Annotated in this window: 12 protein-coding genes; 3 read left to right on the plus strand and 9 right to left on the minus strand. The window is 64.4% G+C overall.

Annotated features, from left to right (window positions below):
* Window positions 1-81 precede the first annotated feature (81 nt).
* From dxs to VLA65_RS16540, 4 genes are all read right to left on the minus strand, one after another.
* Complete coding sequence (gene dxs, locus VLA65_RS16525; RefSeq protein ID WP_306962472.1) at window positions 82-2,055, minus strand: 1-deoxy-D-xylulose-5-phosphate synthase; 1,974 nt, start codon at window positions 2,053-2,055, stop codon at window positions 82-84.
* A 151-nt stretch (window positions 2,056-2,206) separates the two neighbouring features.
* Entirely contained in the window at window positions 2,207-5,038 is a 2,832-nt protein-coding gene (locus VLA65_RS16530) for an aconitate hydratase (RefSeq protein WP_306962474.1), read from the minus strand.
* A 139-nt stretch (window positions 5,039-5,177) separates the two neighbouring features.
* The gene (locus tag VLA65_RS16535) at window positions 5,178-6,575 is read right to left on the minus strand and encodes a class I SAM-dependent RNA methyltransferase (protein WP_332603113.1); all 1,398 of its coding nucleotides are present in this window, start codon (window positions 6,573-6,575) and stop codon (window positions 5,178-5,180) included.
* Complete coding sequence (locus VLA65_RS16540; RefSeq protein ID WP_332603114.1) at window positions 6,575-8,548, minus strand: APC family permease; 1,974 nt, start codon at window positions 8,546-8,548, stop codon at window positions 6,575-6,577. The genes VLA65_RS16535 and VLA65_RS16540 overlap by 1 nt, the downstream gene beginning before the upstream one ends.
* Before the next feature lie 110 nt (window positions 8,549-8,658).
* Here VLA65_RS16540 and VLA65_RS16545 point away from each other — a divergent pair, with 110 nt between their 5' ends.
* Window positions 8,659-9,333 carry a potassium channel family protein gene (locus tag VLA65_RS16545; RefSeq protein WP_059389103.1) on the plus strand — a complete coding sequence of 225 codons (675 nt, stop codon included), beginning with the start codon at window positions 8,659-8,661 and terminating at the stop codon, window positions 9,331-9,333.
* Window positions 9,330-10,061, plus strand: coding sequence for a potassium channel family protein (locus VLA65_RS16550; protein ID WP_284990714.1), 732 nt, complete (start codon window positions 9,330-9,332; stop codon window positions 10,059-10,061). The genes VLA65_RS16545 and VLA65_RS16550 overlap by 4 nt, the downstream gene beginning before the upstream one ends.
* Here the strand turns inward: VLA65_RS16550 and VLA65_RS16555 are convergent.
* From VLA65_RS16555 to dut, 4 genes are all read right to left on the minus strand, one after another.
* On the minus strand, window positions 10,031-10,822 hold the full coding sequence (locus VLA65_RS16555; protein WP_284990715.1) for a DUF3159 domain-containing protein: 792 nt from the start codon (window positions 10,820-10,822) through the stop codon (window positions 10,031-10,033). The two genes, VLA65_RS16550 and VLA65_RS16555, sit on opposite strands and share 31 nt — an antisense overlap.
* Window positions 10,819-11,172: a hypothetical protein gene (locus tag VLA65_RS16560; protein WP_059389104.1), complete on the minus strand. Its 354-nt coding sequence runs from the start codon at window positions 11,170-11,172 to the stop codon at window positions 10,819-10,821. Before VLA65_RS16560 ends, VLA65_RS16555 begins: the two co-directional genes overlap by 4 nt.
* A complete protein-coding gene (locus VLA65_RS16565; RefSeq protein WP_332603115.1) occupies window positions 11,165-11,914 on the minus strand; it encodes a DUF3710 domain-containing protein in 750 nt (249 codons plus the stop codon). Before VLA65_RS16565 ends, VLA65_RS16560 begins: the two co-directional genes overlap by 8 nt.
* A gap of 110 nt (window positions 11,915-12,024) precedes the next feature.
* A complete protein-coding gene (gene dut, locus VLA65_RS16570) occupies window positions 12,025-12,537 on the minus strand; it encodes a dUTP diphosphatase (protein ID WP_059389105.1) in 513 nt (170 codons plus the stop codon).
* Window positions 12,538-12,647: 110 nt separating this feature from the next.
* On the opposite strand from dut, the gene VLA65_RS16575 reads away from it, so the two are divergent.
* Complete coding sequence (locus tag VLA65_RS16575) at window positions 12,648-13,148, plus strand: DUF3093 domain-containing protein (RefSeq protein WP_059389106.1); 501 nt, start codon at window positions 12,648-12,650, stop codon at window positions 13,146-13,148.
* On the opposite strand, the gene VLA65_RS16580 is transcribed toward VLA65_RS16575, so the two are convergent.
* Window positions 13,145-13,444: a DUF4193 domain-containing protein gene (locus VLA65_RS16580; protein WP_059389107.1), complete on the minus strand. Its 300-nt coding sequence runs from the start codon at window positions 13,442-13,444 to the stop codon at window positions 13,145-13,147. The two genes, VLA65_RS16575 and VLA65_RS16580, sit on opposite strands and share 4 nt — an antisense overlap.
* Between the last annotated feature and the right edge of the window lie 201 nt (window positions 13,445-13,645).

Consider the following 13,645-nt stretch of genomic DNA (forward strand, 5'->3'; position numbering starts at 1 on the left):
TGAACCACTCCGGGCAGGTGCTGTTCGGACCTGTGCCGTCGAAGGGTGCCTGTTTGTTGGATACTGCGCTGAACAGGCGGTTCACAGTTTGGGGAGACTGCCTGTGCTGGGGTGTTCTTGTCCTGGCAGGGGCCGCGCGAAAGGCACCTTTGTCCCCAGGACCTGCGCGACGACGTCGTGCGTTATCTGTTGGGCGGTAAGGCCCACGCGCTCAAGGACTTGGCTTCTGGTTCCATGGTCGAGGAATTCGACCGGAAGCCCCACTTCGTTGAGGGCCGTGTCCACGCCGGCCGCGCGCATCTCCTGGCGGATCCGGGAGCCGACGCCGCCTGCCCGGACGCCGTCTTCGATGCAGATCACCAAACGGTGCCGGGCAGCGAGGGCGATGATGGACTTGCGTACAGGCAGGACCCACCGCGGATCCACCACGGTGGAACTGATGCCTTGGGATCCGAGCCGGGACGCGACGTCGAGGGCGAGTTCGGACATTGCGCCTACGCTGACAACCAGGACATCGTTCTCGGTAGAGCCTTCGGGGCGGCGCGCGAGCACGTCGACGCCGTCGGAAAGCCGTTCGATCGCTTCGATCTCGCTTCCCACGCTGCCCTTGGAGAAGCGCACCACGCTGGGCGCGTCGGCGATGGCAACCGCTTCGCGAAGTTCTTCCCGCAGGCGGCTGGCATCCCGCGGAGCCGCGAGGTGCAGCCCTGGAACGATCTGGACCATCGCCATGTCCCACATGCCGTGGTGGCTGGCCCCGTCCGGGCCCGTCACGCCGGCGCGGTCCAACACGACCGTCACTCCGGCTTTGTGCAGGGCGACGTCCATGAGGAGCTGGTCGAAGGCACGGTTCAGGAACGTCGCGTAAACGGCGACGACGGGGTGCAGTCCACCGAAGGCCATGCCTGCGGCCGAGGTGAGGGCGTGCTGTTCGGCGATCCCGACGTCGATCACTCTTTCCGGGTGCCGTTCCGCGAACTTGTGCAACCCGACGGGGATCAGCATGGCCCCGGTGATACCGACAATGTCTTCGCGCTCATCGGCGATGTCCGCGATTTCCTCAGCGAACACGGATGTCCACGAGCGGGCTCCACCCGCTTCGGTGGGTTCGCCGGTTTCGGGATCGATGATCCCGACGGCGTGGAACTGGTCCGCCTCGTTGGCGAGGGCAGGCGCGTAGCCGTGCCCCTTTTCAGTCATGGCGTGGACGATCACCGGGCCGCCGTAATTACGGGCGGTAGTCAGCGCGTGCTCAAGGGCACGCATGTTGTGGCCGTCGACAGGGCCGATGTACTTCATGCCGAGGTCTTCGAACATGCCTTGCGGAGCCCACCAGTCCTTGATGCCCTTCTTCATGGCATGCAGGCTCCTGTAGGTGAACTGGCCGATCGGGCCGCCGCTTTGGAGTTTCTTCTTCCACCAGTCCAACACCACTTCATAGGTGGGGGCTGCCCGGAAGGAATCGATCGTGGGGCGCAGCGAAGCGAGGTAGTCGGCAAGACCGCCGACCGTCGGGGCATAGGAGCGGCCATTGTCGTTGACGACGATCACCACGCGTCGCCGCTTGTCGGCGGCGATGTTGTTGATTGCCTCCCAGGCCATGCCGCCCGTCAGCGCACCGTCTCCGACGACGGCGACAACGCAGCGGTCGCCCTCGCCGGTCAACTGGCGGGCACGGGAGATACCGTCGGCCCAGGACAAAGAGGAGGACGCGTGGGAGCTTTCCACGATGTCGTGCTCGGACTCGGCACGATCGGGGTAGCCGGACATGCCACCTTGCTGCCGGAGGGTGCTGAAATCCTGCCTGCCGGTCAGCAATTTGTGGACGTAGGACTGATGGCCGGTGTCGAAAACGATGCTGTCGCGCGGCGAATCGAAGACCTTATGGATGGCCATGGTGAGTTCCACCACGCCAAGGTTCGGTCCAAGGTGACCACCCGTTTGGGCGACGTTGGTGATGAGGAAAGTCCTGATCTCGCCTGCAAGCTGCTCCAGCTGCTGACCGGTGAGCTTGCTCAGGTCCTGCGGGTTCCGGATTGTCTCCAAGAGTCCCAACGGCCCCTCCTTAGGGTGGTTGACGTGCTATACAACTCTAACGCCTTGGCCGGAACCAAGCCGCAGGAAAGGCTACAGCCCCGGCCGGTCGATGACCAGCCGGGGCTGTAGCTTTTGCCTTTGGCGCAGGCGGAGCCCGCGCCGGTATCGGCTAGTGGGCCGAGATTTGGCGCAGAACGTACTGCAGGATGCCGCCGTTGCGGTAGTAGTCCGCTTCGCCCGGCGTATCGATACGCAACACGGCGTCGAAGGACTTGGTGCTGCCGTCCTCGGCCGTTGCCGTGACCTTGAGCGTCCGCGGCGTGGTGCCGTTGTTCAGCTCGGTGACGCCCTCCACGGAGAACGTTTCCGTTCCGACCAGGCCGAGCGACGCAGCCGATTCGCCGGCCGGGTACTGCAGCGGGAGGACGCCCATGCCGATGAGGTTGGAGCGGTGGATGCGCTCGTAGCTTTCGGCGATGACAGCCTTGACGCCCAGCAGCGCGGTTCCCTTGGCAGCCCAGTCACGGGACGAGCCGGAGCCGTACTCCTTGCCGGCCAGGACCACCAGCGGGGTGCCGGCTGCCTGGTAGTTCTGGGCAGCGTCGTAGACGTAGGCCTGGGGGCCGTCCGCCTGGGTGAAGTCGCGGGTGAAGCCACCCTCGACGCCCGCACCGTCGTTGAAGTCAGCGAGCAGCTGGTTCTTGATGCGGATGTTCGCGAAGGTTCCGCGGATCATGACCTCGTGGTTGCCACGGCGCGAACCGTAGGAGTTGAAGTCCTTGCGCTCCACGCCGTTGGCCAGAAGGTACTGGCCTGCCGGGGTGTCCGACTTGAAAGAACCGGCCGGGGAGATGTGGTCGGTGGTGACGGAGTCGCCGAGCTTCAGCAGCACGCGGGCTCCGGCGATGTCCGTTACCGGTTCCGGCTGCGCCTTCATGCCTTCGAAGTACGGGGGCTTCCGCACGTAGGTGGACTTGGCGTCCCAGGCGAAGGTGTCGCCTGCCGGAGTGTCGAGTGCCTTCCAGCGATCGTCGCCGTCGAAGACGCCCTCGTAGCCGCGGGCGAACATTTCCTTGTCGATCGAGGAATCGATGACCTTCTGGACCTCGACCGGGTTCGGCCAGATGTCCTTCAAGAAGACATCGTTGCCGTCCTGGTCCTGGCCTAGCGGATCGGCGTCGAAGTCGAAGTCCATGGTTCCGGCCAGGGCGTAGGCGATGACCAGCGGCGGGGAGGCCAGGTAGTTCATCTTGACGTCCGGGTTGATGCGGCCTTCGAAGTTGCGGTTGCCGGAGAGGACAGCCGAGACGGAAAGGTCGTTGGCCTGGATGGCCTCGGAGATTTCGGCGTCGAGCGGTCCAGAGTTGCCGATGCAGGTGGCGCAGCCGTAGCCCACGATGTAGAAGCCGAGCTTCTCCAGGTAGGGGGTCAGGCCGGACTTCTCGTAGTAGTCGGTGACAACTTTGGAGCCGGGAGCAACCGAAGTCTTGACCCACGGCTTGGACGTGAGGCCCTTGTCGACGGCGTTGCGGGCGAGCAGCGCGGCAGCAAGCATCACCGACGGGTTTGACGTGTTGGTGCAGGACGTGATCGACGCGATCGAAACGGCACCGTGGTCCAGTTCGAATTCGCGGCCGTCAGCTGTTGTGACGCTCACCTTGTTCGACGGACGACCGTTGGACTTCGGGCCGTGTCCGTGCGGCGCGACGTCGGACAGGTGCGTCGCGGTGGCGGTGAACGACGGCGAATCGGAGGCCGGGAAGCTCTCGTCGATCGCTTCGTCCAGGCTTCCGTCGGCCAGGTCTTCCTTCACGTAGTTGCGCAGGTCCTCGCGGAACTGCGCCTTGGACTCGGTGAGGATGATCCGGTCCTGGGGACGCTTCGGGCCCGAGATCGAGGGAACAACCGTGGACAGGTCGAGCTCGAGGTACTCGGAGAACTTGATCTCGTGCGAGGGATCGTGCCAGAGGCCCTGTTCCTTCGCGTAGGCCTCGACCAGGGCGACGTTCTGCTCGGAGCGGCCGGTGAGGCGCAAGTACTCGAGGGTGACGTCGTCGATCGGGAACATCGCTGCCGTTGAGCCGAACTCCGGGCTCATATTGCCGATGGTGGCGCGGTTGGCCAACGGCACGGCCGCAACGCCTTCGCCGTAGAATTCCACGAACTTGCCGACCACGCCGTGGTTGCGCAGCTGCTCGGTGATGGTCAGGACGACGTCCGTGGCGGTGGCGCCGGCGGGGATGGAGCCGGTGAGCTTGAAGCCGACAACGCGCGGGATCAACATGGAAACGGGCTGGCCAAGCATGGCGGCCTCGGCTTCGATGCCGCCAACGCCCCAGCCGAGCACGCCCAGGCCGTTGACCATGGTGGTGTGGGAGTCCGTGCCGACGCAGGTGTCCGGGTAAGCGCGGAGGACGCCGTCAACCTCGCGGGTCATGACGGTGCGTGCCAGGTATTCGATGTTGACCTGGTGGACGATGCCGGTTCCCGGGGGGACAACCTTGAAGTCGTCGAAAGCAGTCTGGCCCCAACGCAGGAACTGGTAACGCTCGCCGTTGCGCTGGTATTCGATCTCCATGTTGCGCTCAAGCGCGCCGGAGTTGCCGAAGGCATCGATCTGCACGGAGTGGTCGATGACCATCTCAGCCGGAGCCAGCGGGTTGACGCGCTTGGGGTCGCCGCCGAGGTCCTTGATGGCTTCACGCATGGTGGCAAGGTCAACCACACAGGGAACCCCGGTGAAGTCCTGCATGATGACTCGGGCCGGGGTGAACTGGATCTCGGTGTCTGGCTGGGCATCCGGGTCCCAGCCGGCCAAGGCGCGGACGTGGTCGGCCGTGATATTGGCGCCATCTTCCGTCCGCAGGAGGTTTTCAAGCAATACCTTAAGGCTGAACGGAAGGCTGTCTGCGCCCTCAACGGAGTTCAACCGGAAAATTTCATAATCGGTGCCGGCTACATTCAGTACGCCTTTGGAACCGAAGCTGTCCACAGTGCTCATGGCAGGACTCCTCTCGCAACAGCTTTCATCTTTGTCGCGTGGTTGACCGCTAGCTAGTTAGGCAAACCTAATCTGAGCGACTGCCGGCCGGTGGAGAAGTGAAGCGCGACGTAGGACTTCTCCCCCATCGTAGTGGCGCCTATGCCGCGGGCACCAGCAACGCAACGGTCTCCAGGTGGTGTGTGTGCGGATACAAGTCAAATGCCCGGAGGGATTCGAGGCGCCATCCGCTGTTCCGGAAGTACCCCAGATCACGCGCGAAGGAGGCCGGATCACACGACACATAGGCGATTGCGCGGGGCCCGGACTCGATGAGCTGGCTGACCACGGCCTTGCCGGCGCCGGCCCGCGGCGGGTCGATCACCAAGGCGTCGAAGCTCCGGGGGCGCTGCCGGAGGACACGTTCCACCCTGCCCTGGACAATTTCCACCTGGGTCTCTCCGTGCAGGTTCTTGCGGGCATCGCGGCTGGTCCCGGGCGATCCTTCGACGGACAGCACCGAACCGGTGATCCCCACGGCATCCGCCAAGGGCGCCGTAAACAATCCGGCTCCCGCGTAAAGATCGGCGACGGCCGATCCCGGAAGGAGGTAGCCGCCGTCGTGCAGGAATCCCGTCACCGCCCCCACCAGGGTCCCGGGCGCGTCCTTGTGGATCTGCCAGAACCCTTCTCCCGTCACCCGGTATTCGTGGCCGGCAGCCGATTCCTGGACCCACGTCCTGCCGCGCAACTGCACGACATCTCCACCCACGGGGTCGAAGCTCGCCACTGAGACTTCCTGCGGGAGCTGGCCCAGGATCCGGTTGAGGCGCCGGGCGTCAGTACCCTCCTCCGGGGCGAGAAGGACGAGGGGACGCGATCCGTTGGCGGGCGCGGCCACCTCCACCCGCGAGATCCCCCGCAGATCGATGTCCCAGAGCCGCAACTCGTTGATGCCCGGCAGTGCCAAAGGCATCTCATGGACAGGAATCACGACGTCGGAGCGGTGGGCATGCATCCCCAGCCGGCCACCGTGGGTGACGGCAAAGCTGGCACGGGTCCGCCAGCCGAGCCCGGTATCGCCGTCGGATGCCGCAACACCGCCGGGGGCCGCGTCACCGGCGGCCGCCGGCTCCACTTCGACATCGAGTTCGACGCCGGCGAGCCGCTTCAACTGTTCGGCGAGGACTTCGGATTTGAGCAGCCGTTGCCGTTCCAGTGTTACGTGCCCGAGTTCCGCGCCGCCCACGGGCGGACCGCCCTTGCGCCAGGCGGCAAGAGAGTCGGCGAGCGGCCAGAAATGGCGCGTCCGATCGTCTGACGCTTCCAGGACGTCGACGACGTCGGCACGCCAGAAACGGGAAGACTCTCCTGCGTCGGTCAGCCGGACCCGGACCTTCTCCCCCGGGATGCCGTGCCGGACAAAAATAACCCGGCCCTCGTGCCGGGCGACAAAGTGGCCGCCATGGGCGATGGGGCCGACGTCCACCACCAGCTCCGTGGCAGCTCCGTCCTGGGCCGTGGGCGAGCTGGACTCGGTGTTGATCGGGTGGGTCATCAGGTATCCTGCAATGCCTTTGCTTCTTCGGAGGATTTCAATTGCCAGGGGACGCTGGCCACCATGACGCCAGGTTCAAAGTGGAGCCTGGCCTTGATGCGCAAGGCGGTCTGGTTGTGGACGAGCTGTTCCCACCACTTGCCGACGACGTACTCCGGGATGTAGACGACGATCAGGTCGCGCGGGGAATCACGGCGCATGTTCTTGACGTAGTCCAGGATCGGCGTGACGGTTTCGCGGTACGGGCTCGCCAAAACGGTCAGCGGCACAGGGATGTCCAGCTTGTCCCAGGCCTCGACGGTGTGCGCGGTTTCCTCGTGGTCGATGTCGACGATGATGGCGTCAAGCCGGGACGGCCTCGACGCCCGCGCGTAGGCGAGGGCGCGCAGCACCGGTTTGCGGACGTGGGACACCAGGAGCACGGCATGGACCCGGGTAGGCAATGCACGCGGGGAAGAATCCTCGTCAACGGCCAGTTCCTTGGCCACGTTGTCATAGTGGGCGCGGATGCTCCACATGATGAGGAACAGGACGAACATCGCGAGAAGGGCGATCCAGGCACCCTGTTCGAACTTGGTGATCAGCACGATGGTCAGCACCAGCGCCGTCATGGCGAAGCCGAGCATGTTGATGGTGCGCGACTTCACGATCCTGAGGCGGACGGCTTTGTCCTGCGCAAGTTTGAGTTCCCTGCCCCAGTGACGCACCATGCCCAACTGGCTCATCGTGAAGGAAATGAAGACGCCCACGATGTACAGCTGGATGAGCTTGGTGACATCGGCGTTGAAGGAAATGATGAGGACCAAGGCGCCGGCAGCAAGGGCGAGGACGCCGTTGCTGAAGGCCAGGCGGTCTCCGCGGGTCCGAAGCTGGCGGGGAAGGTAGCCGTCCTGGGCGAGGATGGACCCCAGGACCGGGAATCCGTTGAACGCCGTGTTGGAGGCGAAGACGAGGATGACGCCCGTCGCGGCGACAACAACGTAGAACGGGATGGACCCGGCGCCGAAGATCGTCTGTGCAATCTGGCTGATGGCAGGGTTCTGGATGTAGTCGTCCGGGAGCGGCTGGCCATGCAGGAGGAATTCCTTGGCCGGATCCAGCACGATGTGGACCTTGGTGGCGTTGGCGAGGTAGATGATGCCCGCGAGCATGGCCGAGGCGATGACGCCGAGCAGCAAGAGCGTAGTGGCGGCGTTCTTGCTCTTGGGCTTCTTGAAGTTCGGCACACCGTTGCTGATGGCCTCCACACCAGTCAGGGCCGCTGCGCCGGAGGAGAAGGCCCGCAGCAGCAGGAACGCGCCTGCCAGGCCCACGAGCCCCTGGTCGAATCCCTCTTGCGGGACGATCGTGAAGGCTGCCGAGGGAGCCTGGCCGAGTTGGCCCGTGGCCGCCTGGAAGATACCGACGGCCGTCATGCCCAGGATGGAGAACATGAAGATATAGGTGGGAACCGCGAAGACACTGCCCGCTTCCTTGATTCCGCGCAGGTTGACGAGTGCCAGGACGATGACGCCGACTGTGGCGATGAGCGCCTGCTGCCCGTGCAGCGAGGGGATCGCCGTGGTCAGGTACGCCGCGGCGGAGGACATCGACACTGCGACGGTGAGGACGTAGTCCACCAACAACGCGGCGGCGACGGTCAGGCCAGCGAACTTCCCCAGGTTGACGTTGGCGATTTCGTAGTCGCCGCCACCGGAAGGGTATGCGTGGACGTTCTGCCGGTACGAGGCTACAACCGTGAGCAAGACCACCATGACCGCGAGGCCTACGAGCGGCGAAATAGCCACGGCACTCACGCCCGCGAGGGCCAGCGTCAGCAGGATTTCGTCAGGGGCGTACGCCACGGAGGACAGGGCGTCCGAGGCGAAAATCGGCAGGGCAATGCGCTTGGGAAGCAGGGTGTGGGCCAGGCGGTCGTTCCGGAACGGCCGCCCCACCAACACCCGCTTCGCGGCGTTGAGAATTGTCAGCACTCCGCAAAGCTACTCTGAATCGAACGCGATGTCATGACGGCGGACTGGCTTCCGCGACTTGCCCCGGTAGAGTCTTACCGAGCGGCATGCATAAGAGTGAAGGAGAAACCGTGGCTCACTTTGTGATCATGGGTTGCGGACGAGTTGGCGCAACGTTGGCGCACACCTTGGAAGACGCCGGCCATTCGGTGGCAATCATCGACCAGGACGACCGTGCTTTCCGCCGCCTGCGCAGCGGGTTCACCGGCAGGAAAGTCACCGGCGTCGGCTTCGACCGGGACACCCTCAAGCAGGCAGGTTGCGAGGAAGCGTACGCTTTCGCCGCCGTCTCCAGCGGTGACAACTCCAATATCCTCGCCACCCGGGTAGCCCGTGAGACTTTCCATGTTTCGCATGTTGTAGCCCGCATCTACGATCCCGGGCGCGCCGAAATCTACCAGCGCCTGGGCATCCCCACGGTAGCCGCCGTGCGCTGGAGCGCGGACCAGGTCCTGCGCCGGATCCTGCCCGAGCAACACTTGGCGGGCGACTACCGCGAACCCTCGGGCCGGTTGGTTTTGTCCGAAGTGGACCTCGACCAAGGCTGGATCGGGCACCCGCTGACTGCCATCGAAGCAGCATCCGGAATCCGTGTCGCTTTCCTCACCCGTTTTGGAGAGGGCGTCCTGCCCCAGGCCGGAACGGCGTACCAGGAGGGCGACACCGTGCACGCCATGTTGAATCTGGACCGCAGCGCCGAGGTGGCGCGCATCCTTTCCAGCGCACCTGCCAAGGAGTCTGAGTGAAAGTCGTTATTGTCGGCGCGGGCAGCGTCGGTTCATCGATCGCGCGTGAATTGCTCGCCCACAAACACGAGATCATGCTGATCGACCTCAAACCGGAGGTCATCGGTCGCAGCGGGCTCCGCGGGGCGCGCTGGCTCGTGGGCGACGCGTGCGAATTGAGCACGCTGCAGGAAGCGAAGCTGGAAGGGGCCGACGTCGTCGTGTCCGCGACCGGCGACGACAAAGTCAACCTCGTGGTGTCCTTGCTGGCCAAGACCGAATTCGGTGTGGGCCGCACGGTTGGCCGGGTCAACAATCCCAAGAACGACTGGATGTTCAACGATTCCTGGGGCGTCGACGTCGCAGTCAACACCCCGCAGCTCATGACGGCGCTCGTGGAAGAAGCCGTGGAAATCGGTGACCTCGTCCGTTTGCTGACCTTGCAGACGGGCGTCTCCTCACTCGTGGAATTCACCGTTCCCCACGACTCGCACATCATCGGCAGCACCGTGGGCGGCATCGAATGGCCCGAAGACGCCACCCTGGTGGCGATCCTTCGGGACCATGCGCCCATCACACCGAGCCGCGACGACGTGATCGACGGCGGCGACGAGCTGTTCTTCGTGACCACCATTGCGGCTGAGGACGGCCTCAGGGGGCTGCTTTCCCCGTCCGCCGCGGACCACGGCTCAGTTGACGTCGAAGAAGAGTTTTCGGATCAGTCCGACGACGACGGCTTCGACGGCTGAGGATCACGATCCGGCTTCTGGCCCGGCACCGGCCGGGTCAGAAGCCAGGCAATCCAGAGCCCGAGGATGTATAGCGGAGCGCCCATGATCAGCCGCATGGTAGCGAGCGCGGCAAGGCCGGGTTCGCCCATGAAATACAGGGGCACCTGGACCACCAGCCGTAGTGCCAGGACGGCAATGACTACCCACGTGCCGATGGCGTAGGCCCGCAGGCGCTCCGGGTTCTTCCGCCATTCGAAGCCCTCGTTGCGGACGAATCCGAAAAGCAGGCCGGCGATCGGCCACTTGAGCAGGATCGACAGCACCATTCCGGCGATGTAGGCGATATTCGTATAGAAGCCCAGGACGTAGAAATCCTCGGCCTTGCCGGTGGTGTTCGCGAGCCAAGCGGAGATGGCGACGCCGGCGATCCCCGCAAGCGCCTGGGTCAACGGGCGCCGTTGGACAAGCCGGACTACGGTGAAGACGGCTGCCGCCGCGAGGGAGGCGATCAGGGACGCCGGAAGGTCGCGGGTGACCATGAAAGCGATCAGGAAGACGAGGCCTGGCACGATGCTCTCGGCTATGCCCTGGACACCCCCGGCGGATTTGAGGATATCCACGTGCCCGTGGCTGTTGCGTTGGAGTCCGGCTTTCTCGGCATAGCCGGCGGCAATGTCCGCAATGCTCGGCCCCTGGGCGCCCTGCCTGGCCTCCTCGGCCGAGCCGGGCTCCTCCTCCGCTGGTTTTTCGTGGGGGCCGGATCCATTGGCGACGGTCATTGGTGCTCCTGCCGGGAGAGGATTTCGTAGCGCGGATTGAACATTGTGGGCATCCCGTCTTTCGGCGTGACCATGCCCTCGAGCCGCAGGACCGTCCCTGGTTCAATACCGGGCACCTTGCGGCGCCCGAGCCAGATGACGCGGAGCCGGGTCAACGGACCGGTGTCGCCCCTATGCGCAATCCGGTCGACGACGATAGCCGAGAAGTGTGCTTGCTCATTGGCGGGCTGGTAGGTGACCGACTCGATGAAACCCGTGCAGTCGACCCTGCCCCGGACAGGGAGTTCAGTGAGGGGCAGGGACGCCGAGCTGCCATGGGCGGCAGCGGCACGCGCCGCTTTGTCAGCCAATCTGGGTGATCTCCGGGCCGCGTTCCGGCCGCTGAAGCTCCGGCGTTTCATGGGGAGCGCCGTGCTGGCCGGAGGCCACAGCATCCTTGGGAAGCTTCAGCTGAAGCAGCTCGCGGGGCGGCATGGGGTTGTCTCCGCGAATGACCACAACCTTGCGGAAGAGGTTCTCCAGTCCTTCGGCCGCTTTCCTGTCCAAGGCCGCGTTGCCGCCGATGACGCCACGGAGGAACCAGCGGGGTCCGTCCACGCCCATGAACCGGGCGGCCCGGAAGCCACGGCCGCCGTCGGCGGATTCGGTGGGAAGCTTGGCGATGAGTTCCGTGCCGAAGGTGCCGACGATCTCCTCGACTTCGCCTCCCTGGCTGGATACGGACTGGCCGATTTGTTCGCGGATCTCGTCCCACAGCCCTTCGGAGCGTGGCGCGGCAAATGCTTGGAGCTGGAGGCTCGAGCCATCGAGGTCCATGGTGACGGCCACTACCCGCTGGGTTGCTTCTTCGACTTCGAGGCGCAATTGAAGGCCCTCGGAAGGCTCGATCAGCAAGGCGCCAAGATCCACGTAGCCTTCCTGGCTATCTATTTCGCTGGCATCCAATGGCCCCTTGGACAGGCGGAAGTCGCCCTTGGCGGCTCCACTGGCTACCGTGCCGGCGTCCTGCTGCGTCGTCGCGGCATTGGCCTGCTCAGTACCGTTGTCTTTCGGCTGCTCAGCCTTGGACTTCTTTCCGCGCCCAAAAAGCATCGGGTTGTCTCCTTAGTAGTGGTCTATCCCCAGTAAACCGCAGACTGCCCATCAACTCGCGGGCAGCATGGCAATCAGCTCCGTGCGGCGCCGATTGTCGAGGGTTGTTGCTAGCTCACGGCCGGCGCGAAGCCTCCGGTGGATCCAAAGCCACCGGTGCCGCGCGAGGTGTCGGACAACTCCTCCACGGATACGAACTGCGCATACTCGACGCGCTGGATCACCATTTGAGCAATTCTATCGCCGCGCTTGAGTTCGATTGCGTGGTTTTGGTCGGTATTCAAAAGCGTCACGGAAATTTCACCTCGGTAGCCGGCATCAACCGTCCCGGGAGCGTTCACCACCGTGAGTCCGTGCTTGGTTGCCAGCCCTGACCGGGGGTGGATCAGCGCGACAAAGCCGTTCGGCAGTGCGATTGAGACGCCCGTGGGAACAAGCTTCCGCTCACCCGGCGCGAGCGATACGTCCGCGCGGGCCCGAAGGTCCGCCCCGGCGTCACCGGGGTGGGCGTAGGACGGCGCTTCCAATCCGGCGTCGAGCATTTTCAGTTGGACCTGAAGGGTCGGCGCGCCGTATTCGGCGGAGGTGTCTGCTGGGCTGGCTACTGCTGTCTCGTGGCTCACAGTCACACATTCTATCGCCCACGGAGTGCTTCCCCGGTTGCGGCTGCACGCCGGCCGCAGGGCATGAGGGGCGTTAATTCCCGGGGGCACAGTCCCGATAAGCTGGTGGTATGCCTGAATCGACTGCTTCCGTACCCGCGCCGCACCATTCCTCGAGTGGAACGGGCGTCCTGTTTACGGAAAAGCTCTGGCCCTCCCCCTGGATTTGGATTGTGGTGGTCGGCTTGTCCGCCGCGGGCATCTTGATGTTCGCGCCGATCAGCATCACCGCGGGGATTATCGCCGCGCTGGTCCTCTTTGCGATCATGACCACCATGCTGGTGTTGTCCACCCCGGCGATTGTGGTGGACCGGGACACCGTCCAAGTGGGACGCGCTACTATCCAGCGCGAGTTTGTCGGCGCCGTCACCGCGTACCGCAAGGACGAGGCCACCGCGGAGCGCGGAACCCGTCTCCACGGACTGGCGTTCCTGTGCCTCCGGGGCTGGATCGATCCCGTGGTGCGTATTGAAATCACCGACCCGGCGGACCGCACCCCGTACTGGTTGACGTCCACGCGCCGCCCCGAAGAACTTCTGGCAGCGCTGTCCACGCAGTCTTCGCGAGGCTAGCTTTCGCATTCCTTGCAATAAAGGTGCCCGTCCTTCTCCCGCGCAATCTGGGAGCGGTGTTTGACGAGGAAGCAATTGAAGCACGTAAATTCGTCCGGTTGCGGAGGCAGGACGCGGACCAGCAGCTCTTCGCCGGACAAGTCCGCCCCGGGGAGCTCGTAGGCGTCCGCGAGGTCAGTCTCATCGATGTCAACAGCCGATGACGACTGTTTCTCGGTGCGATGCGACTTGAGTTCCTCGATCGAGTCCTCGGTGTCTTCTTCGGTCTTCCGAGGGGCGTCGTAGTCCGTTGCCATGGTCCCTTCTTCGTTCTCCCGTGCACGTCACGCAGGGCTTGCGATCCTGTCGACCGGAACCTCGCCCGGTCTAAGGATGTAACGCAGCGGGCCGCATTTTTGTGCCCGATATCGGGCAGATTGTCCTCCCGGATGTCTCGAATGTCCATACCCCGGTGCCGATCGCCTGCGCACGGAATGCCGGAAATCGCGGAATATCGC

It is taken from the genome of Arthrobacter sp. S2(2024) (assembly GCF_036662515.1).
Classification (GTDB): Bacteria; Actinomycetota; Actinomycetes; order Actinomycetales; family Micrococcaceae; genus Arthrobacter.

Excerpts from the sequence above, each read along its gene's own strand:
- VLA65_RS16575 (WP_059389106.1), top strand. The coding sequence starts at position 12,648 with ATGCCTGAATCGACTGCTTCCGTACCCGCGCCGCACCATTCCTCGAGT.
- VLA65_RS16565 (WP_332603115.1), bottom strand. The coding sequence starts at position 11,914 with ATGCTTTTTGGGCGCGGAAAGAAGTCCAAGGCTGAGCAGCCGAAAGAC.
- VLA65_RS16530 (WP_306962474.1), bottom strand. The coding sequence starts at position 5,038 with ATGAGCACTGTGGACAGCTTCGGTTCCAAAGGCGTACTGAATGTAGCC.
- VLA65_RS16555 (WP_284990715.1), bottom strand. The coding sequence starts at position 10,822 with ATGACCGTCGCCAATGGATCCGGCCCCCACGAAAAACCAGCGGAGGAG.
- VLA65_RS16535 (WP_332603113.1), bottom strand. The coding sequence starts at position 6,575 with ATGACCCACCCGATCAACACCGAGTCCAGCTCGCCCACGGCCCAGGAC.
- VLA65_RS16580 (WP_059389107.1), bottom strand. The coding sequence starts at position 13,444 with ATGGCAACGGACTACGACGCCCCTCGGAAGACCGAAGAAGACACCGAG.